Consider the following 23,152-nt stretch of genomic DNA (forward strand, 5'->3'; position numbering starts at 1 on the left):
TCCATCCCCATCCCTCAACTTCAAGGAGTTTCAAGGAGTAAAGCCATGGCTGCCAAGGAAGTTCATTTCCATGACGAAGCCCGTGCCCGCATCGTGAAGGGCGTCAACATCCTCGCCGAGGCCGTCAAGGTCACGCTCGGTCCTAAGGGCCGCAACGTCGTGCTGGAGCGAAGTTTCGGCGCACCCGTCATCACCAAGGACGGCGTGTCGGTCGCCAACGAGATCGAGCTGCGCGACAAGCTCGAGAACATGGGCGCGCAGATGCTGAAGCAAGTCGCGTCCAAAACCGGCGATGTCGCCGGCGACGGCACCACCACGGCCACCGTGCTGGCCCAGGCCATCGTGATCGAAGGCATGAAGCTCGTGGCCACAGGAATGAATCCGATGGACCTCAAGCGCGGCATCGACAAAGCCTGCGAGGCCGTTGTGGCGGAACTGAAGATCCTGTCCCAGCCCTGCTCGACGAGCAAGGAAATCGCGCAGGTCGGCGCACTGTCTGCCAACTCCGACCAGGCCATCGGCGAGTTGATTGCCCGGGCCATGGCGAAGGTCGGCCAGCACGGTGTCATCACCGTCGAAGACGGCAAGTCGCTGGAGAGCGAGCTCGACGTCGTTGAGGGCATGCAGTTTGACCGCGGTTACCTGTCGCCCTATTTCATCAACAACCCCGAGAAGCAGACGGCCGTGCTCGACGACCCGGCCATTCTGTTGTGCGACAGGAAGATCTCGAACATCCGCGAACTGCTGCCGGTGCTTGAAGAGGTCGCCAAGGCCGGCCGCCCGCTGCTGATCGTGGCGGAGGAGGTCGAAGGTGAGGCGCTGGCCACGCTGGTGGTCAACAGCATGCGCGGCGTCCTAAAGGTCGCTGCGGTTAAGGCACCGGGCTTCGGTGATCGCCGCAAAGCCATGCTCCAAGACATCGCCGTGCTCACTGGTGCCACTGTGATTGCCGAGGAGGTCGGCAAGCAGCTTGAGAAGGCAACGCTGGCAGACCTGGGACGTGCGCGCCGTGTGGACATCCACAAGGACGTCACGACGATCATCGATGGCGCCGGCAAGCCCGAGGAAATCGAGGCGCGTCGCAAGACCATTGCCGCCGAGATCGAGAACGCCAGCTCGGACTACGACCGCGAAAAGCTGCAGGAGCGCCTGGCGAAGCTGTCTGGCGGCGTCGCGGTCATTCGTGTCGGTGCCGCCACGGAAGTCGAGATGAAGGAGAAGAAGGACCGCGTCGACGATGCTCTGCATGCCACGCGTGCGGCTGTCGAGGAAGGCATTGTCCCCGGCGGTGGCGTGGCGCTGCTGCGCGCGCGACGCTCGCTGGAGGCGCTGCGCGGCGGCAACGCCGACCAGGAGGCCGGCATCGCCATCGTACGGCGCGCGCTGGAAGCCCCGCTGCGGGCGATCAGTGCGAATGCCGGCGACGAGCCGTCCGTCGTCATTGATCGCGTTGTTCGCGGCGACGGCAGTCACGGTTACAACGCGGCCACCGGCGAGTACGGCGATCTGCTGGCCATGGGCGTCGTCGATCCCACCAAGGTGACCCGCTCGGCCCTTCAGAACGCGGTTTCGGTCGCCGGGCTGATCCTGACAACCGATGCCACGGTCGCGGAGCAGCCGAAGGAGGCCAAGGCGCCGGTGCCAGCCGGCACGGAGTTCTGACATGGACGGGCCCACGACTTCGCACCCCGAACGGTCCGCGACGGACGCGGGCCGTGAGGGCTGGGCTTGCAGTACGCGGGCAACTGTCCGAAGCGGCCAGATGACTGCCTTGCTCCAACCCGCTCCGCTTACCGCGAAGGAACTTCAGGCCTTGCGAGCGTGGCTGGCAGGCGCTGCGGCCCTGCGGCCCGAACGGGCCCGGCGCCTGCTGGAGCAGGCCATCGACGACCGTCAATTGGTCAGCGACCCGGTCTTGCACTGGCGAGCCGTGAAGGCACAGATCGCAGGAGACATCAACTGGGCTCAGATGGGCTTCCGGCTGGTGCTCGACTAGCGGCTGCCGGGCGAGATGCGTTCGTGCGCGCCGAGGTGCCTTTTGGACACTCGGCGCGCAATTCTCAAGATGATGAGGGGTTCGATCATGAACGATAGAAAGGCAACCGACGGCGCACTGCATCGCGGCCAAGCCAATCGATTCCATCGTCTGCTATGCGGGCACCTGCAGGCCTACCTTGTCGCCCGCGAAACCATGCGACGTCTCAAGCAGTCACCCGGACCGTGCTTCGCGCGCGATTGGCGGCCCAAAGAAAACGGCATCAATGGAAGCTAAACGAGGCTCTGGCTCCGCCACGGTCGACCGGGCTCCGGCGTGCAGGCCGTCCGCCCGAATCGCTGGCCCCACCGCAGCATCGCGCAGGTTCTCCAGGATGCTTTGCAACGTGCTCTTGCCTGCGTCTGCCACGTCGCCCCTTTGCACCCGTTCGCGGATAGGAGCCGTCAAGGTACGCTTACACGCTGCATGCCGCAAGACCGTCAGACGTGGGATACCCGTGTTTGGCAGGCCTGCCTCTGCGCATCCACGGGTCACTCGGCCTCCCGGAAGGCGCCCGTCGCCAGCGGCAGCCGATGGCCGAGACCTCCAGCTCAATGCTGCTCCAAGCAGCTGCCGGTCAGAGTGGCCGCCCGCCACAGCGGCGGGCGCGGCCATCATCGAAGGACTCAGTTTTCCATCTATTCGGCAATTTCGAGCGCGTCATCGACCTCGATGCCAAGGTGCCTCACCGTCGACTCCAGCTTCGCACGTCCAAGCAGCGGTTGCACGGCGCACATGTTCTTGGTGTGCCGGCAAATCAACGTCGCCTTCGTTTTCGCACGGAGTGCGTCCCGTAGTCCTACCGGATCAACGGCATCGATTGCTATCGCAACTCGCGTGTGCTGTTCACAGGGCTGCCCAACGCCACGACCGTCAACGACTACGCCGCGCTGCTGCCCTGGAACAGTGGTCTCGGCAAAGTCAGAGACGCGCTTGGACCACCGGCTCGGGAGAGGCAAGGACGCTGTTTGTTGAGCGCTGACAGATTGACTCGAGCGATCTTGAGCGCTTGATGGCGTACATGGATTCATCTGCCTTTGAGACCAAGACGTCTTCCGCGTCTCCATCCTCAGGAAACACAGACAAACCCACACTCGCTGAGACCGTCATCATCCGTCCACCAACGGAAAATGGCTCGCTCAAAGCTTCCGTGATTTTCTGTGCCAGCTGACTCACCCCATCCCTGGTCGGTGTGGAGGCCACCACGACGAATTCGTCGCCTCCGAGGCGACATACCGTGTCGCTGGCGCGCACGGTGGCAGTCAAGACACTCGCGACCCGTTGGAGCATCAAGTCGCCGAAGGCGTGGCCGTGCCGATCATTCAGTTGCTTGAAGTTGTTCAGGTCCAGAAGAAGAACGCCCACGTGATGTCCCAGCCTGCTGGCCAAATCCAGTTCATGCGAGAGCCGCCCGAAGAGCACGCTGCGATTTCGCAGCCCCGTCAATGGGTCGGTCTGTGACGCCTTCACCGCCAGGTCGAGCGCAAGCTGGCTGTCGGAAGCCGCCTGCTCCGCCCGCAGGTTGGTTGCGAGAAGATGCTTGTTTTCGGCACGGACATCTTGGACAGCCGCGAGGCCTGCGTCGCTGCGCGCCTCGGCAATTGACGCGTGCAGCGTCGTGAGGCGCGCCTCAGCTCGGGCGATTTGAAGCCGTAGCGACGCCAGCTTGCGCTGGCTCCGGTCGCTGCGGCGCTTGGTGCCCACGAGGGTCCGATCGTTAGCCGAGCCACTGCTTCAGCAGCGCGGCGACCTCGGCACTCGACAACAGTCCGAGGTGCCCTGTGTCGTGTATGACGGCCTGACGCTCCGGCAAGAACCCGAGGCTCAGGGCAGCGTTTTTGTGCTGCCCCAGCGCGCTGGCGACCGGCACCAGGCCGTCTCCGAGGAGGTCTGCCTTCAAGCTGCCAGCGGCGGGGCCGAGTTTGGCGGCAATGGCAAAGCATCGGGTGCTGCTTGGCAAGGCGACGTGGTCTGCTCGCTCCGTGCCGCCGTCGCCCGCTGCGCCCCTGAGCACATTGCCCAGTCGGAGGTCATTGATGCCTGCACTGCGAACCTTGCCTAGTCGAGCCAGAGGCGCGGCGTACGGCGCGGCGCCGAGCAACAGGTCCAGGCCGTGTCCGATGCGTTCCAGTGGCGCGCCATGGTGCGGCGTGCCCAGGCATACCAAATCGTCCACCCGGCCTGGCCAGCGAAGCCCGCCTCGCTGCATCAGGGTGCCGTGATGGATGGCGCTGCGCGCCACCAGCCCACCCATGCTGTGGCCGATCATTGTCAGACGTTCAATAGGCATGGGCCAGACGCTGTACAGCCCCTCCATCAACTGCGCCAGGATGCGACCGTTGGTCGACACGCTCAGCCCGCTGTTGTAGTGAAGGTAGATCGGCGTGTAGCCCAGCTCGCGAGCGAGCGTCTCACCATGCTCGTGCCCTTCGCGGCTCCACTGAAGGTCGTTCATGCACAAGCCGTGCAGCAGTACCAGCAGTTTCGGCGTCGCAGTGCCGAGGCGCGCGCGAATCGCATGGCGCTGGATCGGCAGCGGGCGGCCCGCGTACCGAAACTGCATTGCGATAGCTAGCGGGTTGTCCGTCGTCGCCAGGTGGTCGCCCAGCACGCCATTGAGCGCCGCAAGGATCGCCTCGCGCTCTGGGCGGGGCGCCTGGTGCGGATCAGCGGCTGCGAGAGCAGGCGCCAGCCAGCCGAGCAAGGCATCGAGCGTACCGCCCGCAAGGTGAGTCGCGCCGCGCACGGTTTTGTAGACAAGGCCCGTGACGCCATGGGCTCGTTCGTCCTTTGTGACGGCGTCGCTAAGGAGTGGAATGCGGGGGAGTGCGGCGATGCGCGTATGCATGGCCTCCACGAGGCTGGTCAGACCGGCCACGGCATCGGTGGTGAGGCGTGCGGCGCCGCGAAGATCGGCGGCTTGAAGGAGAGGTTGTGTCATGAGTGGTCGTCGCTCGCGCTGGAGGTCAGGGTGAGCAGCACGTCGGCATACCAGGCGCAGTTCAACCCCAGTGAATCGTCTAGCGCCGCATCGCGTGTGGACATGTCCATGCGGCTGGAGTGAACACCCAGCAGGCACCAGCGCGCCCGCCCTGAGAAAGCGGACTCAACTCGCGCGAGTACCGGGGAGCCGCTGCTGCCGCGGTGCATGCGCGCATCGGTGAGAAAGTACCCCAGCCCCTGAAACCGAACGCCATACCAGGAGGCAATGCTGGCCTGCCGCACCACGGGCAACTGATGCACGGTGTCGAAGAAGCCCAGGGGAAATCCTGGAATGGCCAGGCGGTCGCCCACCTCGAACAGGTCGAATCCGATGGGAAGGTGCTCTGGCCCGAAGGGCCGCACGATGTAGTCCACGGGCAACTCAGTCCGGTCGATCTCCAGAACCGCGACGTCCACCTCGCCAGCGCTGTCGCGCGCCTCGCTCCACGCGGTCAAGCCGTCGCGATGCAGCAAGATGGACAGCGTGGTCAATTCGGTCAGGTTCCGGGCATCGGTATGAAGTTTGATTTCGATGCGGTCGGGTGCATGACCTGTCGGCGCGTCGAACAGCACATGGCGGCTGGTGACGAGGAAGAGCCTGCCGTCGCGTTCGAAGAAGAAGCCACTGGCCGATGTCAGGGCCTTGGTCCCCGCGAAGGTCAGTATGCGTGTGACGCCGAACAGCGCCTCGTCGTGGTCGCGCTCGTTGGCCTCACTACCATCTGGTGGACGTGGGACCGCGGCCATCGGGCGTTGCTGAGCGTCGTGGCCGCGGTCCCAGGCGTCACGCCGATCCACCCATACCTGTTCCGTCTCACCGGTAGCTCCAGGCTTGTTGATCGTTTCGAGCATCGGGTTCGATGCCTGCGCTTCGCCACGGGCGGCCGCTTTGGCTCCCTGACGTTGCAGCTCAGCGTGCTCTGCGGAGACCGGCTCCAGGAACGGTTCGCCTTGCGCCGAGTCGGCGGTCGGAGCGGCTTCGCCCCAAGTGGGTGGCCTTGATAGCAAGGGACAACTCCTTTGAAGGACTTGTCCCGTCAGGGGCGACGCTTCCGCCCGTGACGCTTCAAGCAAGTTTTGCGCGGGGCGGTGTCACTTGCAGCGTGCCCCGTGGGATCAATGTATCGGAATGGCCTGCGAAACGCCGGGAAACCCTCTCGGCATCCTTGGCACAGACCCGGCCCGCCTGAGCTGAGCTTGGTGGCAGGTCGCTCCGTGGAGGAGGAGGGGGCCTGGCGGGCCAATGGCGCCCAAGGAGCGCCTCAGGGCGACGCTCAGAGCGTGCGAATCTTCGACGCCTGGGGGCCCTTGGCGCCTTGCGTCGCTTCGAACTGAACCTTGGCGCCTTCTGCCAGCGAGCGGAACCCGCCGTCGTTCTGCACTTCGCTGTGGTGGGCGAAAAGATCCTTGCCGCCGTTGTCCGGCGTAATGAAGCCGAAGCCCTTGCCGTCGTCGAACCACTTCACGGTGCCGGTTTGCGTAGTCATGGTGTTTCCTTGATAGAAATAAAGATGGAGAAAACCCTCCGCAGGCGGACGCCATGCGGAGACAGAAACACTCAAGAACACTCGCCGGGGAGTTGCTGAAGCGAGCCGCTCGCAAGAAAGGCCAGGGGGTGGCCTGCGGGGCTGCAGAAAAGACCTTGAGAAAACGGTCTTGCGCGAATCTATGCCGGACAGGGTAGCACGTCTGTCAAGTCAATGAGGTCCGAGTCCAGGGTCTGCCAAAACGCTGCGAGCGTTCAGAGGCTCGACGTCGCGATGGCGTGGAGCGAATGCGTGGGCATCGTCACGCGCTCATCGGCGCCTGCCGCCCACCGCTGCCAAACCCTCGCGGGACGACGTTCGCCCTGGTCTCGCCTCCGCAAGACCGGATACGGTCTATGCGCTGGTTGCCGCGTTATTGAAGTGTTCGGAGGCCGCATGCGCTTGTGCTTGATGCCCCGGGTGCCGCAGCAACCTGGCGAAGCGCTTGGAGCGATAGCCTGAGCCGCTGAAAGTCAACACGGCGTCGATGCGCACGCCGCACTGCTTGTAGTAGCGCAGTGCTGCGAGCTGGCACTTGCAGGCGCCGCAGCTCTTTTCGTCGGCCACCATCTGGCTGAAGCCCACGCGCGAGTGGTCGTCGATAGCGACGTCCAGCGCTTGCCAGCCTGCGTGGACATCGCTGACCGTCGGCGAGCCCGCGCTGCTGCAGTGAACCGCTGATCGCCGCGGCGCAAACGAGGGCTTGCGAGCCTATTGGTGGAAGTGCCTGACTTAGTCGCGGTGCTTGTGCGAGCTTCAGGCGTGCTTAAGGGGAGGCTCCCACACTTATGACAAGCATCCCCTGTGGCCGAAGGCGTGGGGTGTGCATGTCTGTGCCGGCTCAGTCCCGAGGGGCTGGCTGGCGCCCAAGCACCTGATGGGGGTAAACCGTGTTCTGTCTATTTCGGCGCTGCTTGTTGCTCGCCCTTCTGGCGGGCATTGCCTGCCACGCCGCCGCTGAGCCAGCGCCCGAGTTTGTGGTCGACCCAGCGCAACTGCAGTCGCTCGGCGTTGGCTTGCAGAAGCTGACCGCCTCCTCGGCCACCGTCGGTGCACCGGCGCCCGCCAAGGTGACCTTGCCACCGGAGTTGGACATGCTTATCAGCGCACCGGTGGACGGCGTCGTGACCCAGGTTCTGGTGGGGCCGCAGGATGCAGTCAAGTCCGGTCAGTCGTTGCTGCGCCTTAGCAGTTCGGCCCTGGGAGAGATGCAGTTGCGATTGATGGAGGCGGGCTCGCGGTTGCAACTGGCCCGGCACGCGCTGGACCGTGAACGCCGCCTGTTCGATGAGGGAATCATCCCGGAGCGGCGGGTGCAGGAGGCGAAGGCTGCGCAGCGCTCGGCGGAGGCCACACAGCGGCAGGCCGAGGCCGCCCTGCGACTGGCCGGCGTTGGCGATGCGACCATCAGCCGCGTCGCCGCCGGTGGTCGTCTGGACGACGGACTGACGGTGCATGCCCGCTCAGCCGGCTGGGTGACGGCATTGGACGTGCGCCCGGGCCAACGGGTGCGCGAGGCCGATGCGCTGCTGCGCCTGGCCAACCCGCGCGAAGTATGGCTGGAGGTCCAGTTGCCGGTTGGCGCCGCGGTGGCCACGGGGCAACAGCTCGCCTTGGTGGGGCGTGATGTTTCGGCCGTCGCACAGTCGCTTGGGCCGCTGGTGGGCGAGGGGCAGACCCAGACGCTGCGCGCTCGCGTCACGCGCGGCGCAGCGCTGCTGCGGCCAGGCGAGGTCGTACAGGTGAGTGTCCCGAAGGCGGGCGGCGCTGGCTGGGTGCTGCCGCAGGCGGCCGTCTTCCATCATGAAGGGCGTGCCTTTGTCTTCGTCCGCAGCACCCGCGGCTTCGTAGCTACGCCGGTGCGTATGAGCGGTGGTGCAGGTGGTGTCACCCAGGTCATCGGAGAGCTCAAGGCCGGCCAGGATGTGGCCGTCCGGGCTGTCGTGGCCCTGAAGTCGGCCTGGCTGGGCCACGGCGGGGGCGATTGATGCTGACCCGCCTTGTGCAGTTCGCGCTGTCCCAGCGCCTCTTCGTGCTGCTTGGCGCGTTGTTGCTGGCAGGGTTCGGCTGGTGGTCGTTCCGTGAGCTCCCCATCGATGCCTTTCCGGACGTATCAAGCACCCAGGTCAAGATCATCCTGAAGGCCCCGGGAATGACGCCGGAGGAGGTCGAGACCCGCATCGCGGCGCCCATCGAGGTGGAGATGCTCGGCATCCCCCGTCAGAAAATGCTGCGCTCGGTCTCGAAGTACGGCATCGTCGACGTGACAGTGGACTTCGAGGACGGCGTGGACATCTACTGGGCGCGCCAGCAGGTGGCGGAGCGCCTGTCCGGCATTCAGGGCGAGCTTCCGCCCGGACTGAGCGGAGGCATGGCGCCCATCACGACGCCCCTGGGCGAGATGTACCAGTTCACCGTCGAGGCGCCGGAGATGAGCCTGGAGGAGCGCCGCGCGTTGTTGGACTGGGTCATCCGTCCGGCCCTGCGCACCGTGCCCGGCGTCGCGGACGTAAATTCGCTCGGTGGCAAGGTGCGTGCCTTCGAGGTGGTGCCCGACTTGGCGCGGCTCGCGGTCCTGGGGCTCTCGACGGCGGCGCTCAAGACAGCCATCGAGCAGAACAACCGCAACGACGGCGCCGGCCGACTGGGCGATGGCGACGAGGTGCTGCTCGTACGCGCCGAGGGCAATCTGCGCACGGCCGATGACGTGGCGGCCACGGTCATCTCTCGCCGCAACGGCGTGCCGCTGCGCATCGGCGACGTCGCCGAGGTGCGCCTGGGCAGCCTGACGCGCTACGGCGTCGTCACCAAGGACGGGCAGGGCGAAGCCGTGGAGGGTCTGGTGCTCGGCCTTGCTGGTGCGAACGCACGCAAGGTGATCGAGGGCGTCACGCACAAGCTCGATGAGCTCCAGGCAACCTTGCCCCGTGGCGTGACCATCAAGCCCTTCTACAACAGGGCCCAGCTCGTGGACAAGGCCGTGGGCACGGTCTCCAAGGCCCTGCTCGAGGCCACCGTGCTGGTACTGGTGCTGTTGGGCGCCTTTCTGGGGAACCTTCGGGCGGCGGTGACCGTCGCCCTTGTTTTGCCACTGGCCGCGCTGTGGACATTCATTGCCATGCGGCTCTGGGGCATGTCGGCCAACCTGATGAGCCTTGGCGGCCTTGCCATCGCACTGGGCATGCTAGTGGATGCTGCCGTCGTGGTCGTGGAGAACGTCGTGCGGCACCTTGGGCAGGAGCGCGCAGCCGGCAGACTGCCTCGCCTGCACGTACTGTTGCGCGCGGTGCGCGAGGTGGCCTCGCCGGTTGCTGCGGGCGTGCTCATCATCGTGACCGTCTTCTTGCCGCTGCTGACGCTGCAGAACCTGGAAGGCAAGTTCTTCGTCCCCGTTGCGTTGACCATCGTCTTTGCGTTGGCCGGCTCGCTGCTGCTGTCGCTGACGGTGATACCCGTCGTCGCGAGCTTCCTGATCCGTCAGGCCTCGCATAAGGAGCCTTGGCTGGTGCGCCAGCTGCAGCGCCTGTACGCGCCCTTGCTTGGCATGGCCCTGCGGCGCGAGAAGGCTGTCTATCTGGTCGCGGTGCTGCTGCTCGTGCTGGCCGCCGGTGTCTACACGCGCGTAGGCAAGACCTTTCTGCCGGCGATGGACGAGGGCGACCTCATCGTCGGCATCGAGAAGCTGCCTTCGATCAGCCTGGAGGAGTCGGCCGCGTTGGATCTCAAGCTGCAGCAGGCGTTGCTCAGCCACATTCCGGAAATCCAAGGCATGGTGGCCCGCGCGGGTGCCGACGAGATTGGCCTGGATCCGATGGGTCTGAACCAGACCGACACCTTCCTCGTCCTCAAGCCGAGAAAGGAGTGGCAGCTTCCCGACAAGGATGCGCTGATCACCCGGATCCGCGAAGTGCTGGACGGCATGCCCGGTATCCGCTATTCCTTCACCCAGCCCATCGACATGCGCGTGTCCGAGATGATCCTTGGCGTGCGCGGCGATCTGGCCTTGAAGGTATTTGGACCAGACCTGGCCGTACTCAATGAGCTGGCCGGCCGCATCGAGACAGTGCTCAAGACAGTCCCAGGAAGCCAGGACGTCTATTCCGTGCGCAACGACGGCGTGCAGTACCTGCGCGTTGCCATCGACCGGCTTGCCGCCGGCCAGCACGGCCTGACGGTGGAGGACGTGCAGGACGCCCTGCGCGCCCAGGTCGAGGGACAGCGCGCCGGCCAGGTGATCGAAGGCGTGCGGCGTACCGCCATCTTGCTGCGCGGCCCCGAGTCGGTGCGGCTGTCGCCGGCAGATTTCGAAGCTCTGCAGATTGCGACTCCGGACGGACACGCGGTGCCGCTGCGCAGCCTGGCCACGTTGTTGCGCAGCGGTGGACCAGTGCAGGTCAATCGCGAACTCGGCAGCCGCTATAGCGTCGTCATTGCCAATGTGGAAGGGCGCGACCTCGTCGGCTTCGTGGAGGAGGCCCGTCTCAAGGTCGCGGCCGCGGTCAAGCTGCCGACCGGCTACCGGCTGAGCTGGGGCGGGCAGTTCGAGAACCAGCAGCGTGCGGCTGAGCGACTTGGTCTCGTCGTGCCGCTCGCGCTGGGCATCATCTTCATCATCCTATTCTCGACCTTCGGCTCGGTGCGGCAGTCGCTGCTGGTGCTCAGCAACATCCCCTTCGCACTGGTGGGCGGGATCGTTGGCCTGTGGGTCACCGGCGAGTACCTCTCGGTGCCGGCTTCGGTCGGCTTCATCGCGCTGCTGGGTATTGCGGTGCTCAACGGAGTGGTGCTTGTCAGCTGCTTCAACCAGTTGCACGCCGAAGGACTGTCGCTGCAGGACAGCGTGATCCAGGGCTGCCATCGCCGCTTGCGGCCGGTGCTGATGACGGCCTCAATCACCGCCTTCGGCCTGATCCCGCTGCTGCTGGCCACGGGTCCGGGCTCCGAGATCCAGCGGCCGCTGGCCATCGTCGTCATTGGTGGCCTCATCACCGCCACCGCCCTCACGCTCATCCTGCTGCCGGTGCTTTACCTGCGTCACGGCCGGCCCGCGCCCGCAGGCCTTGCCACCCTGGAGGTTGCTCATGAATGACCGCTGCCTGCACCTGCTGTGCCCGCTGACCGTCGAAGAACGCGTCGTCGACCTGCTGCTCTCGCTGGGCGAGACAGGTGTCTTCACCAGCGCGCCCACTCACGCTCATGGATTTGCCCACGGCCGTCTGAACGCGGCCGAGCAGGTCAGTGGCCGCAGCGCGGCCGGCCTGATCCATCTGGTAGTGCCCGAGGCCGAACTGGGCGGACTGCTCGCCGAATTGCAGCGCGAGCTGCCCCGTAGCGGAGTGCGCTACTGGGTGACCGACGTGCTGTGCCAGGGAGAGCTGGCGTGAGGCAGCTCGTCACTTCCGTGCTTGGCCTGCTGTTGGCCACTACGCTGCAGGCGGAGTCCTTGCCGACGCCCGTCTGGCTGCCCGCCACTTCCCAGGCCGCAGCGTGGATAGAGGGCGACGCCAGTGTGGCCTTCGCTCGCCATGGCACTGCTGCGGCCGGCCATGCAGCGCAGGCGCTGTCGACGGGAGCAAACGAATGGGCGCTGCGGCTGCAGGCTCAGCGGCGCCAACTGCAGGACGGCAGCTCGCCATCGAGGGAATGGCAGGCACATCTGGAGCGTCCCGTGCGCGTCAATGGCAAGGCGGCGTTGGATTCCCAGCTCGGCGATGTCGAGCGCGAGCTGGCCCGAGCCCTGTTGGGCGAGGCGCGGCACGAGTCCGCCCGTGCCTTGGCTGACCTGTGGATTGCCGAACTGGCTGCACGTCATCGCGAAAGCCTGGCCGCCAGCCAGGTTGCCTTGGCCGACTCCAACCTGGCTGCCGTTCAGAAGCGTCGCCGTGCCGGAGACGCCTCGTTGCTGGACGAGCAGCAGGCCCAGGCTGAAGCGGGCGACACGCGGCGCGAGTTGATCCTCGCGCGGTCGGCTCTGACCAAAGCCAGAGCAGCGCTGCGCGCGCGCTTTGGCGCCGAGGTGCCAGCCGAAGCGATGCTTGGTGACATCGGGGAGCCTGCATTGGTGGAAACCGCATGGCATGCCCGCGTCATGGAAGAAGCAGACGGGATCAAGGCGCGACAGGCGGAGCTCCGGCGAGCGCGATTGACTGCGGCGCGCGCGCGCGCCGACCGGGTGGCCGATCCGGTCGTCGGCGCCTTCATCGCCAGCGAGGCGCGTGGCAGCGAACGGTTGCTGGGGCTCAGTCTCACATTGCCCCTTGGCGGCACCCACCGCGAGCAGCGCTCTTTGCAGCTCGCCCGCGAGGCAGACATGTCCGAGTCCGCCCTGGAGCAGATGCGCCGCGAGGTAGACCTGCAGGCCCGTGAGACCTGGGCCGATGCGCAGGGCGCCCGCGAGCGCTGGCTTCTGAGCCGTGAGACCTCACGGTTGGCGACCGAGAGCGCGCGCCTGGCGCAGCGCGCCTACACCCTCGGCGAGTCTGACCTCCAGACCCTGCTGCTCGCGCGTCGTCAGGCTGCGCTCGGCAGTGCGGCGGCGCTGGACGCCCAGGCCGAGGCACTTCGCTGGGAGGCGCGGCTGCTCATTGATGCCCATCAGGTGTGGGACCTTGAACATGATTGAGGCGCAGCCAGTCGTGATGCGAGACCACGCGTGGGCGCAGGCATCGGTTCTTCTTGGATGCCCATGAACTCGGAGGGCGTCCGCCATCGCGCGGTGCAAGCCATGCTCGTCACCGGCATTGGCGAGCACAAACCTGACACAGGTGGTGTTAGCGTGCTGCCGGCGCCATGAGGACAATATGCGGCTGCTTTTGCTAGAGGACGACGTCACGCTCGGTGAGGCGCTGACAGGCTTTCTTCGCCTGGAAGGGCACGTGGTGGACTGGTTGCAGCGGCTCGGCGATGCGCGTGCCGTGATCGGGGAGCCCTTTGATGTGCTGCTGATCGACTGGCAGTTGCCCGACGGCTCTGGTGTCGACTGGGTTCGCCAGTTGAGGGCGCAAGGCCGCACCATGCCCATCTTCGTGCTGACCGCGCGTGACCTCCTGCAGGATCGCATTCACGGGCTAGACAGTGGCGCCGACGACTACCTCGTCAAGCCATTTCCACCGGAGGAACTGGTGGCGAGGCTGCGTGCGGTGCGCAGGCGTCAGCTGGCTCAAGGGGCGCCTCGCCTCATGCTCCCATGTGACGTCAGCGTCGACCTTCCGGGCCGTGCAGTGTGGAGAGACGATGTGCCCATAGAGCTGACGGCGCGGGAGTGGTCGTTGCTGGAGGCACTCGTTTCCCGAGCCGGTCGAGTGGTGACGCGCTCGGAGCTGGAGTCGCTTTCTCAGGGCTTTGACGGCGACGCCAGCAGCAACGTGCTGGAGGTCCACGTGTCCAATCTCCGCCGCAAGCTGGGTCGAGACCTTATCGAGACCGTTCGCGGCCTTGGCTACCGCGTACCCAAATGACTGCGCGTAGGCCGTTTCCCTCCTTGCGCGGAGAGCTTCTGCGGTTGACGACCGTCGTTGCCATTGGTTGGCTCGTAGTCCTTGCCTTCACCGTTACATGGGCAGTGCGCCACAAGGTTGACGACTTGTTGGACGAAGCGCTGCGCGAGGCTGCTGAAGTCATGTACGGCGTCCTGGTGACCGCGCCGCAGTTGAGCGATGGAGCCGCCTCGTTGCCGCAGGTTCTACCTGCCCCTGCCCACGACGAGAAGTTCGTTTGGCAGATTGTGGACTCGCGAGGGCAGGTCATCCGTCGCTCCCACAAGGCCCCGGCTGCCAGCTTCAGCGACGTGACGCAGGCCGAATGGTTCGATCACGGCAGCCAATGGCGCGTGTACGGCATCCCCATGGTCGCAAGCTCACCGCAGATGCTGTATGTGGCTCAGGTCGGCAATGAGCGCAATGAGGCTCGCTACGAAGCCATCGGTACCGTTCTCCTTGCGGCCTTGACGGTCAGTCTGCTCTGGGCTGCCTTGCTGCGGCAGCGCGTGGATCGCGCCTTGCAGCCCCTGGTGCAACTGACGCGCCAGATAGAGACCTATGACCCTTTGAGGCCTTCGACCGAACCTGCGCAGGGCCAGCGTGAGGAGACTGCCGCTATCTCGGAGGCCGTGTGCGTTCTCGGTCGACGGCTGGCGCACAAGGTCAAGTCGGAGCAGGCCTTCGCCGCATGCGCGGCGCATTCCTTGCGCACACCGCTGGCGGGCATGGATGCGCAGTTGGCCTTTGCCCAGCGGGGGCCAACAAGCGGGGTGCCGCATAGGCTGGAGCGAGCCAGGGCGGCGCTCACACGTCTGACTCGCGTGGTGCAGTCGTTGCTGGCCCTGTTCAGGGCGGGCGAGGACTGGGGTCTGGAGTTGAGGGTGTGTTGCCTCTCAGCGCTGGTAGCTGATATTCCCGTCGAGGGGCTCGATGTCATCGTGGAGGAGGACGTCGAATTCATCGCGGATCCGAACCTGGTCACCATTGCGCTGGTCAACCTGCTGGACAACGCCGTGAGGTTCAATGCGCGTCACGTGCGATTGCACGGGTCAATCGGTCCGCTGAACGTGTGCCTTCGCGTTCAAGACGATGGAGACGGAGTCACCGAAGCGAGGTGGCATGAGGTTCAAGGCGCGCTAAGAGTTGGTGAAGTCGGTTCGGGCCTTGGGCTTGGTCTGCGCTTGGCCACCCTCGTCGCGGAGGCACATGGCGGCAAGCTGGAGCTGCCGCGACCTCTGCCTGATCAGCTCGGTTTTCTCGTGGAGCTCTGGCTATCCAACCAGCCCGCTGCTCCCGATGCATGGGTAGTCGCACATCGGCACTCAACCACCCGGTCATCGTAGACACGTCCTGAGGGCGAACCTCCCGTTCGCCCCTGCACTCGGAGCCGCTGAGCAGCGGTCGATCCCTGCCAACGCGCGGCCATACGGGCGGATGGCGGAGGGTGCCGAACCGATGACGACTCCCTTCGTGCAGAGTACTCCGTAGGTAGCGAGGCGGCAGTCAAGGGCGCCCCTGACCATGCGCTGCGACCGAGGCTTGGCGGGCCTCAAGGACCGTCCTCGACCCGCCTCGGCATGGCATGGATCCGACTGTGTAGTTCGGTTTTTTCAATGCTAAAAAAAACAATAAAAAGCAATCAATGCGCGATCTGTTCGCAAATTTGGCGAGTCAATTGCACTTTAAGTATAAATAGTGCAAACTTGCCTGGGCGAGATTGGCGCTGCCCGAGAGTGATCGGTGGTGTTCGTTCCCTTGGTCCGGGCTCGATCCGAATCCCCGGCTTGCTGCAAGGGGCTCGCGTGGGTCGTGACTGAGCGAGCGTGGGCGGGATGTCAAGGAAGGGCGGACATCGCCCGTGCTCGCCAAATTTCGAAGAAACCGGCGCGGAGTGCCGCGTCAATGAAGAAGGAGACAGCTGTGAAATTGAAATGGATACGTCTTGCATCGGCGGCGGTTTTGCTGAACGTGGCAGCGCAGGCTCTTGCTGCCGAGAAGATCACGCTGATGGTGGGCGGCTATGAGAAGCAGATCTATCTGCCTGCCAAGCTTGCCGAGCGGCTGGGCTACTTCAAGGACGAGGGGCTCGACGTGGAGCTGCTCAACGAAGCATCGGGCGTAGATGCCGAGAACGAGATGCTGGCCGGCGCCGTGCAGGGCGTCATCGGCTTCTACGATCACTGTGTCGATCTGCAGGCCAAGGGAAAGTACATCCAGTCCGTTGTGCAGCTCAGCCATGCGCCGGGCGAAGTCGAACTTGTTTCGAACAAGTACCCGCAGATCAAGAGCATGGCCGATCTGCGCGGGAAGAACCTGGGCGTGACGGGCCTCGGTTCATCGACCAACTTCCTGACTCAGTTTCTGATGGTCAAGGCCGGCGTGCCTCTGGGCAACTTCAGCTCGCTACCCGTCGGCGCTGGATCCACCTTCATCATGGCCATGCAGCAGGACAAGATCCAGGCCGGCATGACGACCGAGCCGACCATCTCGCGCCTGCTCAAGACCGGTGCGGCGCGTGTCCTGGTTGATTTGCGAACCCCGGAGAAGACCCGGGAGGCTCTGGGTGGAGACTATCCCGCGGCCTCGCTCTACATGCCCAATGACTGGGTGCAGAAGAACAAGCCGGCGGTCCAGAAGCTGGCCAATGCCCTCGTCAAGACGCTGCGCTACATCCACTCGCACAGCGCTGCTGAGATCGCTGCCCAGATGCCCAAGGATTTCTATGCCGGCGATCCGGAGAGCTATGTCAAGGCACTGGAGCAAGGCAAGGGCATGTTCACGGTGGATGGCGTGATGCCCAAGGGCGGGCCGGAAACCGTGCTGTCGGTGCTCTCCGCCTTCTCGAGGAACGTCAAGGGCAGGAAGATCGATCTGTCCAAGACGTACACGACCGAGTTCGTCTTGCAGGTGAAGTAGCCATGAGCACTTCCGCGCAATCTCCCGGACCGGCCATCGAGCTGCTCGGGGTCAGCCGCCGCTTCCTGACACCCGACGGCAAGTCGATGACGGCCATTCGAGACTTCACGATGACGGTCGAGCGCGGCGAGTTTGTTGCCGTGGTGGGCCCGACCGGCTGCGGCAAGTCGACGACGTTGAACCTGGTCACCGGCCTGGCTGCCCCCTCCTCGGGGCAGGTCCGGGTGATGGGCGGCGCGGTCAACGGCATCGACCCGCGCATCGGCTTCGTCTTCCAGACCGACGCGCTGTTCCCCTGGCGCAGCGTGATCGACAACGTGGTCGCCGGTCCGGTGTTCCGCGGCATGGCCAAGGAGCAGGCGTATGCAAGCGCCCGCGAGTGGCTGGCCCGGGTCAACCTGTCGGGCCATGAGGCGAAGTATCCGCATCAGCTGTCGGGTGGCATGCGCAAGCGTGTGTCGCTGGCGCAGACTTTCATCAACGAGCCGCAGATCCTGCTGATGGACGAGCCTTTCTCGGCTCTTGACGTGCAGACCCGCGTGCTGATGCACGACGAGCTGCTGCGCCTGTGGTCGCAATCGAAGGCCTCGGTGGTCTTCGTCACCCATGATCTCGAGGAGGCGATAGCGCTGGCCGACAAGGTCTATGTGTTGACTGCTGGACCGGCGACGGTCAAGTCGGTCTACACGATTGACATTCCGCGCCCGCGTGTCGTCAGCGAGATTCGCTACGACAAGAGGTTCATCGAGATATCGCAGACCATCTGGAACGACCTGCGGGACGAGGTGATGCGTGGTGCCGCGCACGAAGAAGCCCGCGTGGCCGAGGTTCAGCCATGACCCGCCGCGCTCCGTCGATCCCAGCCGACGCGCTCCTGCCCGCAGGACCAGATCTCAGGCCGAAGGAGGCCCCATGAGCAACATGAGTTTGAGCACGCCGGTCGCCATGGCGGCTGGCACGTCCGCCGCCGAGATCGAGGCGGCGGCCGCGCTGGCGCGCCGCCGGCGCATCCAGAAGGTCTACTTCTGGCGCTACCTGATCCTGGTGGTCTTTCTTGGTGGTTGGGAGTTGCTGGCCCGTACCCGGCTGATCGACGAGTTCTTCTTCTCCAAGCCGTCGGACATCGCCGAGCGCCTCTACACCTGGACGGTGGAGGGCACTTCCGAGGGGCCGCTCTGGTACCACCTGTGGGTGACCATGGAGGAGTCGGTCCTCGGTTTCGTGACCGGCTCGGTGGCCGGCATCGTGGCCGGCATCGCACTGGGGCGCAACCGGATGCTGGCGGACGTGTTCTCGGTCTACATCAAGGTGATCAACGCGGTGCCGCGCGTGGTCCTGGCGCCGATCTTCATCATGATCTTCGGCCTGGGCCTGACGTCCAAGGTGGCGCTGTCCTTCGTGATGGTGTTCTTCGTGGTCTTCTCGAACGCTTTCCAGGGCGTCAGGGAAGCCGACAGGAACCTGTTGGCGAATGCGCAGATCCTGGGCGCGCGCGACTGGCAGTTGACTCGTTCGGTGGTAATCCCCTCGGCCATGAGTTGGATCTTCGCGTCCTTGCATGTGAGCTTCGGATTCGCGATCGTCGGTGCGATCGTCGGCGAGTTTGTCGGCGCCCGCTATGGCATCGGCCTGCTGATCAATATCGCCAAGGGTTCGTTCGATGCCGCCGGCATGTATGCCGCGATCGTCATCATCATGGTGGTGGCGCTGATGGCCGAGTATTTGATGACCCGGGTTGAGAATCGCCTCGCGAAGTGGCGACCACAGCCAAGTCATGATCTGAATTGACAATGCAAACGGCCGCATCTGATGCGGCCGTTTCATTTGGTTCATCGCCGATGTGCGGGCATGAACGAGACGCCGCCAGCCATTGGTGCTCGGCCGCGTCGCTCAACGCGCTCAGACCGGCAATGCGGGCAGCGCCTCGCGCCCATTGCCGAGTTCGGCTAGCAGATCGCTGGTGGTGGCCGCCTCGAGCAGGCTGCGTGTGTAGGCCTGTTGCGGCCGGTCGAAGATGTCGGCCACGCTGCCTTCCTCAATGATCTGGCCGCCGTCCATGACGACGATGCGGTCGGCGATCTCGGACACCACCGCCATGTTGTGGGAAATGAACATGCAGGCAAAGCGTCGCTGCGCCTGCATGGTCTTCAGCAACTGCAGCACCTGTTTCTGGATGCTCATGTCGAGCGCGGAGACCGGCTCGTCCGCCACGACGAAGCCGGGTTCGCCGATCAGGGCCCTGGCGATGGCGACTCGCTGCCGCTGGCCACCGGACAGGGCGTGCGGGTAGCGGTCCTCGAAGCCTGCCAAGCCGACCTCGGCCAGCATCGCGCCGACACGTTGGTGCCGCTGCTCGCGCGAGAGCCCAGCCACGTGGAGCAGCGGTTCGCCGACGGCATCGCCAATCCGCCGCCGAGGGTTCAGCGACGAGTACGGGTCCTGGAACACCAACTGGCAGTCGAGCCGGAAAGCGCGTGCCGCGGCCGCGCCGTGGCGCGGTACGGGCTGGCCGCGGTAGCGCAGTTCGCCCGATTCGATAGGCAGCAGGCCCAGCATCGCGCGCCCAAGCGTCGTCTTGCCTGAGCCGGAGCCGCCCACGATGGCCACCACCTCACCCGGCTGTACCGCCAGCGAGACGCCGTTCAGGGCCCGCTTCGGTGATGCCTTGGAGCGCCAGCTGCTGGTGCCCGGAAAGCTCACTGTCAGCGCACGGGCTTCAATCAGGGGCTCGCCGTGGGTCTGCGTGCGGTACTTGTCCCGGCGTTGGGGCAGCGCGTCGATGAGGCTGCGGGTGTAGGGCTTGGCCGGATCTGTCAGCACCTGCCGGGCAGGACCCGATTCGACATGGTGCCCCTTCTCCAGCACGACGACCGTGTCGGCGTAGCGCGCGACCAGGCCGAGATCGTGGGTGATCAGTAGCACCGCGGTGCCCTCCGTTCGCGTCAGCTCAGCCATGATCTCCATGACCTCGCGCTGGCTCAGCGAGTCCAACGCGGTCGTCGGCTCGTCAGCGATGAGCAGGCGCGGCTTCACGAGCATGACGGAGGCCAGCATGATGCGCTGCCTCATCCCGCCGGAGAACTGGTGGGGGAAGGACTTCATGCAGGCTTCGGGGTCGGCGATGCGGACCCGGCGCAGCATTGCGACGGCCCGTTCGTGGGCCTCGGCGCGCGAGAGGGCTTCGTGCAGCAGCAGGCCTTCGCAGAGCTGCTCACCTATGCGCATGGCGGGATTGAGCGACACCATGGGCTCCTGGAAGACCATGCCCATCGCGCTGCCGCGCAGCTTGCGGATCTCGCTCTCGGGCAGGCTCGCGAGATCCTGGCCAGCGAAGGTTAGCGTGCCGCTCACCTGCTTGAGCTGGGGCGGCAGCAGGCGCAGCACGGTCCGGCCCGCCAGGGTCTTGCCGCTACCCGATTCGCCCACCAGGGCGAGCACCTGCCCAGCCTGGATGGCGAACGAGACGTTGTCGATCAGGCGTCGACCGGCCGGGCTCAGCACCGTCAGGCCCTGCACCGAAAGCAGCGGCGTCGCTGCGGGGAGGGTGTTCATCAGGATTGCTCCATGCGCGGGTCGAGCCAGTCGCGCAACGCGTCGCCCAGCAGATTGATGCCCAGCAAGGAGGCTGCGATGCAGGCCCCGGGCGCGATGCCCAGCCAGGCGGAGGATTCCATGTAGGGTCGGCCGGAGGACAGCATGTTGCCCCAGGTCGGCGCTGGTGGTGGGATGCCCAGGCCCAGGAAGCTCAGCGCGCTCTCGGCCAGGATGACCCAGCCAAACATGGAGGTGGCCAGTACCACGATGGGTGCGACGCAATTGGGCAGCAGATGCACGAAGATGGTCCGCAGGTCCGAGTTGCCGATCACCCGGGAAGCTTCGATGAACTCCTTCTCCCGCAGCGACAGCACCGTGCCCCGGACGATCCGCGCCGCCGTCGGCGCGTAGGCCAGGCCAAGGGCCAGGACGATGCTCCATTTGTCGGCTCCGACGATCACCATCACGCCCAGCGCCAACAGGATGCCGGGAAATGCCAGCAAGGCGTCGGCGAAGACCATCAGGACGCGGTCCACCCAGCCGCGCAGGTAGCCGGCGACCAGGCCGATGAGTACCCCCAGTGCGAGCGCAAGCAGCACCGACAGGGCGGCGACGAGCAAGCTGGTGCCGGCGCCGGCCATCAGCCGTGAAAGGACGTCGCGGCCGAACTCGTCCGAGCCGAGCAGGAACTGTCCGCCAGGCGGTTGCAGGCGCAGCTTCAGGTTCAGGCGCAAGGGATCGGCGGGGGTCCAGAAAACGGACAGCAGCGCCATCAGCGCGACGCAGCCCACCAGCAGGCCTCCCAAGCAGGCATTGACTCGCAGCTTCATGACACGCATACCCTTGGATCAAACAGCGGATAGCACAGGTCCACGACCAGGTTCACGATGACGTAGATGCCGGCCGTGAACAGCATGCAGGCCTGGATCACGGGATAGTCCCGTGCAAAGATGGCGTCGACCAGCAGCCGCCCCAGGCCAGGAAGCGTGAACACGGTTTCTAGTACCGCGATGCCGCCCAGCAGGTTGCCCAGGACCAGGCCGATCAGGGTCCAGGTGGGCGCGAACGCGTTCGGCAGGACATGGCGCAGCATGACGCGCCACTCGGACAGTCCCTTGGCCCGCGCGTGGGTCACGTACTCCAGGCGCAGCGTCTCGATGGCGCTTGCGCGCGCCATCCGCGTGAGCACGCCGAGTTCGATCAGGGTCAGCGTCACGATCGGCAGCGCCAGGTAGGTGAGGGCGGCGAAACCGCCCTCGCTGAACGGGGTGTAGCCCACCACCGGCACCAGGCCCAACTTGAGTCCGACGAACAGCAGCAGCAGCAGGCCAAGCCAGAAGCTGGGGATCGAGAGAAAGAGCGTGGCGGCAACCACGACCACGGTGTCCGCGAAGCTGTTCTGCTTCCAGGCCGCGTACAGCCCGGCCGGCACGGCCAGCGCCACGGCCAGCGCGACGGCGACCAGGACGATCGAGGCGCTGACCTGAAAGCGCTCCAACAGCAACGGAAGGACGGGTTGCCCGGTGGTGATCGAGTGGCCCAGGTCGCCCTGGGCGACCTGCCACAACCAATGGAAGAACTGCAACGGCAGCGGCTGGTCCAGCCCGAAGCTGACGCGCAGGGCTGCGATCTGCTCGGGCGTGGCGCCGTCTCCGAGGATGAGCAGGGCCGGGTCACCGGGGATCAGCCGGATCAGCGCGAACACCAACACGCTGACCAGGAGCAAGGTCGGCAGGGTCCAGGCGATGCGGCGCAGCAGGTAGAGAAGCAGTGAATTCATGGCGTCGCACTCAAGGCTTGGTCACGGAAACGCCCCACAGGCGGGCTTCGCCAAAGACCCAGGACCGGTATCCCTTGACGTTCTTTCGGGCGGCACTGGTGGTGACGCTTGAGTACAGGAACACGGCGGGCACCTGGTCGCGCAGTCCTGCCTCAAGCTGGTCGAGGAGCGCCTGGTAAGCCTGCGCATCGGTCACGCGAGACAGGCGCGCAACCTGGTCCAGCGCATCCGGGGCGTCCCAGACCTTTCTGGGCTGCTTGTCCTTGTCCCCGGCGATCATCTCGAAGGCCAGGGCCGGATCGAGGCGGGCGCTGAAGGCGAATGCCATCGCCTGATAGTCGCCCTTGTTGTAGCGGTCGAGCAGGGTCGCCCATTCGAGGACTTCGATCTCTAGGCGGATCCCCGCCTCCTGGGCCATCGCCTGGGCCATCACGGCGATGCCGTAGAGGCTGTCGAAGCGCTTGGTGGTCAGCAGCTTGATGGGCTGGCCCCGGTAGCCTGCTGCGGCGAGCAGCCGGCGGGCCTGAACAAGGTCTCGCTTCGGTACGGCGGCCTGGGCCGCTTTGTGAAGACCGCTGGCGACCGACAGGATGGAACGCGATGCCTGCGCGGTATCGGTGGTCACGGCTGACACCAGTTCGGGCACATCCAGCGACAGCGCTATGGCGCGGCGCATCCGTGGGTCCTTCAACAGCGAGTTCCTGGTCTGGAACAGGATCGCTTGCTTGTCCATCGACGGCGCAGACTCAAGGATGAGTTCCTTGCGTGTCTTCAGCTCGGCAATGTTCTCCGTCAGGACGTCGTAGTCGAGGTCGATGTTGCCGGACAGCAGGGCGGCCTTGGCTGCCGACGAGTCGGGGATGATCACGTAGCGGATCCGGCCTACCTCGGCGGTCTTGTT

20 protein-coding genes and 1 pseudogene are annotated in these 23,152 nt (G+C 65.4%); 11 read left to right on the forward strand and 10 right to left on the reverse strand.

What is annotated here, in order from left to right:
• The first annotated feature begins 45 nt into the window (after window positions 1-45).
• Window positions 46-1,662: a chaperonin GroEL gene (gene groL / locus VGF12_RS00175; RefSeq protein WP_331174027.1), complete on the forward strand. Its 1,617-nt coding sequence runs from the start codon at window positions 46-48 to the stop codon at window positions 1,660-1,662.
• A gap of 100 nt (window positions 1,663-1,762) precedes the next feature.
• A complete protein-coding gene (locus VGF12_RS00180) occupies window positions 1,763-1,996 on the forward strand; it encodes a hypothetical protein (RefSeq protein WP_331174028.1) in 234 nt (77 codons plus the stop codon).
• 677 nt (window positions 1,997-2,673) lie between these two features.
• On the opposite strand, the pseudogene VGF12_RS26200 reads toward VGF12_RS00180, so the two are convergent.
• The 6 genes and pseudogenes from VGF12_RS26200 to VGF12_RS00205 all read right to left on the reverse strand — a co-directional run.
• Window positions 2,674-2,834, reverse strand: a pseudogene (locus tag VGF12_RS26200) (integrase); the annotation flags it as partial.
• A gap of 122 nt (window positions 2,835-2,956) precedes the next feature.
• Complete coding sequence (locus VGF12_RS00185; protein WP_331174029.1) at window positions 2,957-3,739, reverse strand: GGDEF domain-containing protein; 783 nt, start codon at window positions 3,737-3,739, stop codon at window positions 2,957-2,959.
• A 13-nt stretch (window positions 3,740-3,752) separates the two neighbouring features.
• Window positions 3,753-4,976, reverse strand: a complete 1,224-nt coding sequence (locus VGF12_RS00190) for an alpha/beta hydrolase (protein ID WP_331174030.1) — start codon at window positions 4,974-4,976, stop codon at window positions 3,753-3,755.
• Entirely contained in the window at window positions 4,973-6,091 is a 1,119-nt protein-coding gene (locus VGF12_RS00195) for a serine protease (RefSeq protein WP_331174031.1), read from the reverse strand. Before VGF12_RS00195 ends, VGF12_RS00190 begins: the two co-directional genes overlap by 4 nt.
• Before the next feature lie 200 nt (window positions 6,092-6,291).
• Complete coding sequence (locus VGF12_RS00200) at window positions 6,292-6,504, reverse strand: cold-shock protein (protein ID WP_331174032.1); 213 nt, start codon at window positions 6,502-6,504, stop codon at window positions 6,292-6,294.
• 393 nt (window positions 6,505-6,897) lie between these two features.
• Window positions 6,898-7,128 carry a hypothetical protein gene (locus tag VGF12_RS00205; protein WP_414709949.1) on the reverse strand — a complete coding sequence of 77 codons (231 nt, stop codon included), beginning with the start codon at window positions 7,126-7,128 and terminating at the stop codon, window positions 6,898-6,900.
• Window positions 7,129-7,457: 329 nt separating this feature from the next.
• On the opposite strand from VGF12_RS00205, the gene VGF12_RS00210 reads away from it, so the two are divergent.
• The 9 genes from VGF12_RS00210 to VGF12_RS00250 all read left to right on the forward strand — a co-directional run bounded on the left by VGF12_RS00210 (window position 7,458) and on the right by VGF12_RS00250 (window position 18,725).
• A complete protein-coding gene (locus VGF12_RS00210; protein ID WP_331174033.1) occupies window positions 7,458-8,531 on the forward strand; it encodes an efflux RND transporter periplasmic adaptor subunit in 1,074 nt (357 codons plus the stop codon).
• Entirely contained in the window at window positions 8,531-11,632 is a 3,102-nt protein-coding gene (locus VGF12_RS00215) for a CusA/CzcA family heavy metal efflux RND transporter (protein ID WP_331174034.1), read from the forward strand. Before VGF12_RS00210 ends, VGF12_RS00215 begins: the two co-directional genes overlap by 1 nt.
• Complete coding sequence (locus VGF12_RS00220; RefSeq protein WP_331174035.1) at window positions 11,625-11,927, forward strand: DUF3240 family protein; 303 nt, start codon at window positions 11,625-11,627, stop codon at window positions 11,925-11,927. The genes VGF12_RS00215 and VGF12_RS00220 overlap by 8 nt, the downstream gene beginning before the upstream one ends.
• Window positions 11,924-13,165, forward strand: coding sequence for a TolC family protein (locus tag VGF12_RS00225; RefSeq protein WP_331174036.1), 1,242 nt, complete (start codon window positions 11,924-11,926; stop codon window positions 13,163-13,165). The genes VGF12_RS00220 and VGF12_RS00225 overlap by 4 nt, the downstream gene beginning before the upstream one ends.
• A gap of 178 nt (window positions 13,166-13,343) precedes the next feature.
• The gene (locus VGF12_RS00230) at window positions 13,344-14,000 is read left to right on the forward strand and encodes a response regulator transcription factor (protein WP_331174037.1); all 657 of its coding nucleotides are present in this window, start codon (window positions 13,344-13,346) and stop codon (window positions 13,998-14,000) included.
• Between the two features lie 128 nt (window positions 14,001-14,128).
• Window positions 14,129-15,364, forward strand: coding sequence for a sensor histidine kinase (locus VGF12_RS00235; protein WP_331174038.1), 1,236 nt, complete (start codon window positions 14,129-14,131; stop codon window positions 15,362-15,364).
• Window positions 15,365-15,923: 559 nt separating this feature from the next.
• Window positions 15,924-16,937, forward strand: a complete 1,014-nt coding sequence (locus VGF12_RS00240; RefSeq protein ID WP_414709950.1) for an ABC transporter substrate-binding protein — start codon at window positions 15,924-15,926, stop codon at window positions 16,935-16,937.
• A gap of 2 nt (window positions 16,938-16,939) precedes the next feature.
• Window positions 16,940-17,776, forward strand: coding sequence for an ABC transporter ATP-binding protein (locus VGF12_RS00245; RefSeq protein ID WP_331174040.1), 837 nt, complete (start codon window positions 16,940-16,942; stop codon window positions 17,774-17,776).
• A 73-nt stretch (window positions 17,777-17,849) separates the two neighbouring features.
• On the forward strand, window positions 17,850-18,725 hold the full coding sequence (locus tag VGF12_RS00250) for an ABC transporter permease (protein WP_331174041.1): 876 nt from the start codon (window positions 17,850-17,852) through the stop codon (window positions 18,723-18,725).
• A 111-nt stretch (window positions 18,726-18,836) separates the two neighbouring features.
• Here the strand turns inward: VGF12_RS00250 and VGF12_RS00255 are convergent, their stop codons facing one another.
• From VGF12_RS00255 to VGF12_RS00270, 4 genes are all read right to left on the reverse strand, one after another.
• A complete protein-coding gene (locus tag VGF12_RS00255) occupies window positions 18,837-20,489 on the reverse strand; it encodes an ABC transporter ATP-binding protein (protein WP_331174042.1) in 1,653 nt (550 codons plus the stop codon).
• Window positions 20,489-21,301 carry an ABC transporter permease gene (locus tag VGF12_RS00260; protein ID WP_331174043.1) on the reverse strand — a complete coding sequence of 271 codons (813 nt, stop codon included), beginning with the start codon at window positions 21,299-21,301 and terminating at the stop codon, window positions 20,489-20,491. The genes VGF12_RS00255 and VGF12_RS00260 overlap by 1 nt, the downstream gene beginning before the upstream one ends.
• Window positions 21,298-22,242 (reverse strand): ABC transporter permease, encoded by a 945-nt coding sequence (locus tag VGF12_RS00265; protein WP_331174045.1) that lies wholly within the window; start codon window positions 22,240-22,242, stop codon window positions 21,298-21,300. The genes VGF12_RS00260 and VGF12_RS00265 overlap by 4 nt, the downstream gene beginning before the upstream one ends.
• A gap of 19 nt (window positions 22,243-22,261) precedes the next feature.
• A partial coding sequence (locus VGF12_RS00270) for an ABC transporter substrate-binding protein (protein ID WP_331174044.1) occupies window positions 22,262-23,152 on the reverse strand: 891 nt, incomplete at its 5' end.

The sequence above is a fragment of the Roseateles sp. genome, assembly GCF_036404855.1.
GTDB lineage: Bacteria > Pseudomonadota > Gammaproteobacteria > Burkholderiales > Burkholderiaceae_C > Pelomonas.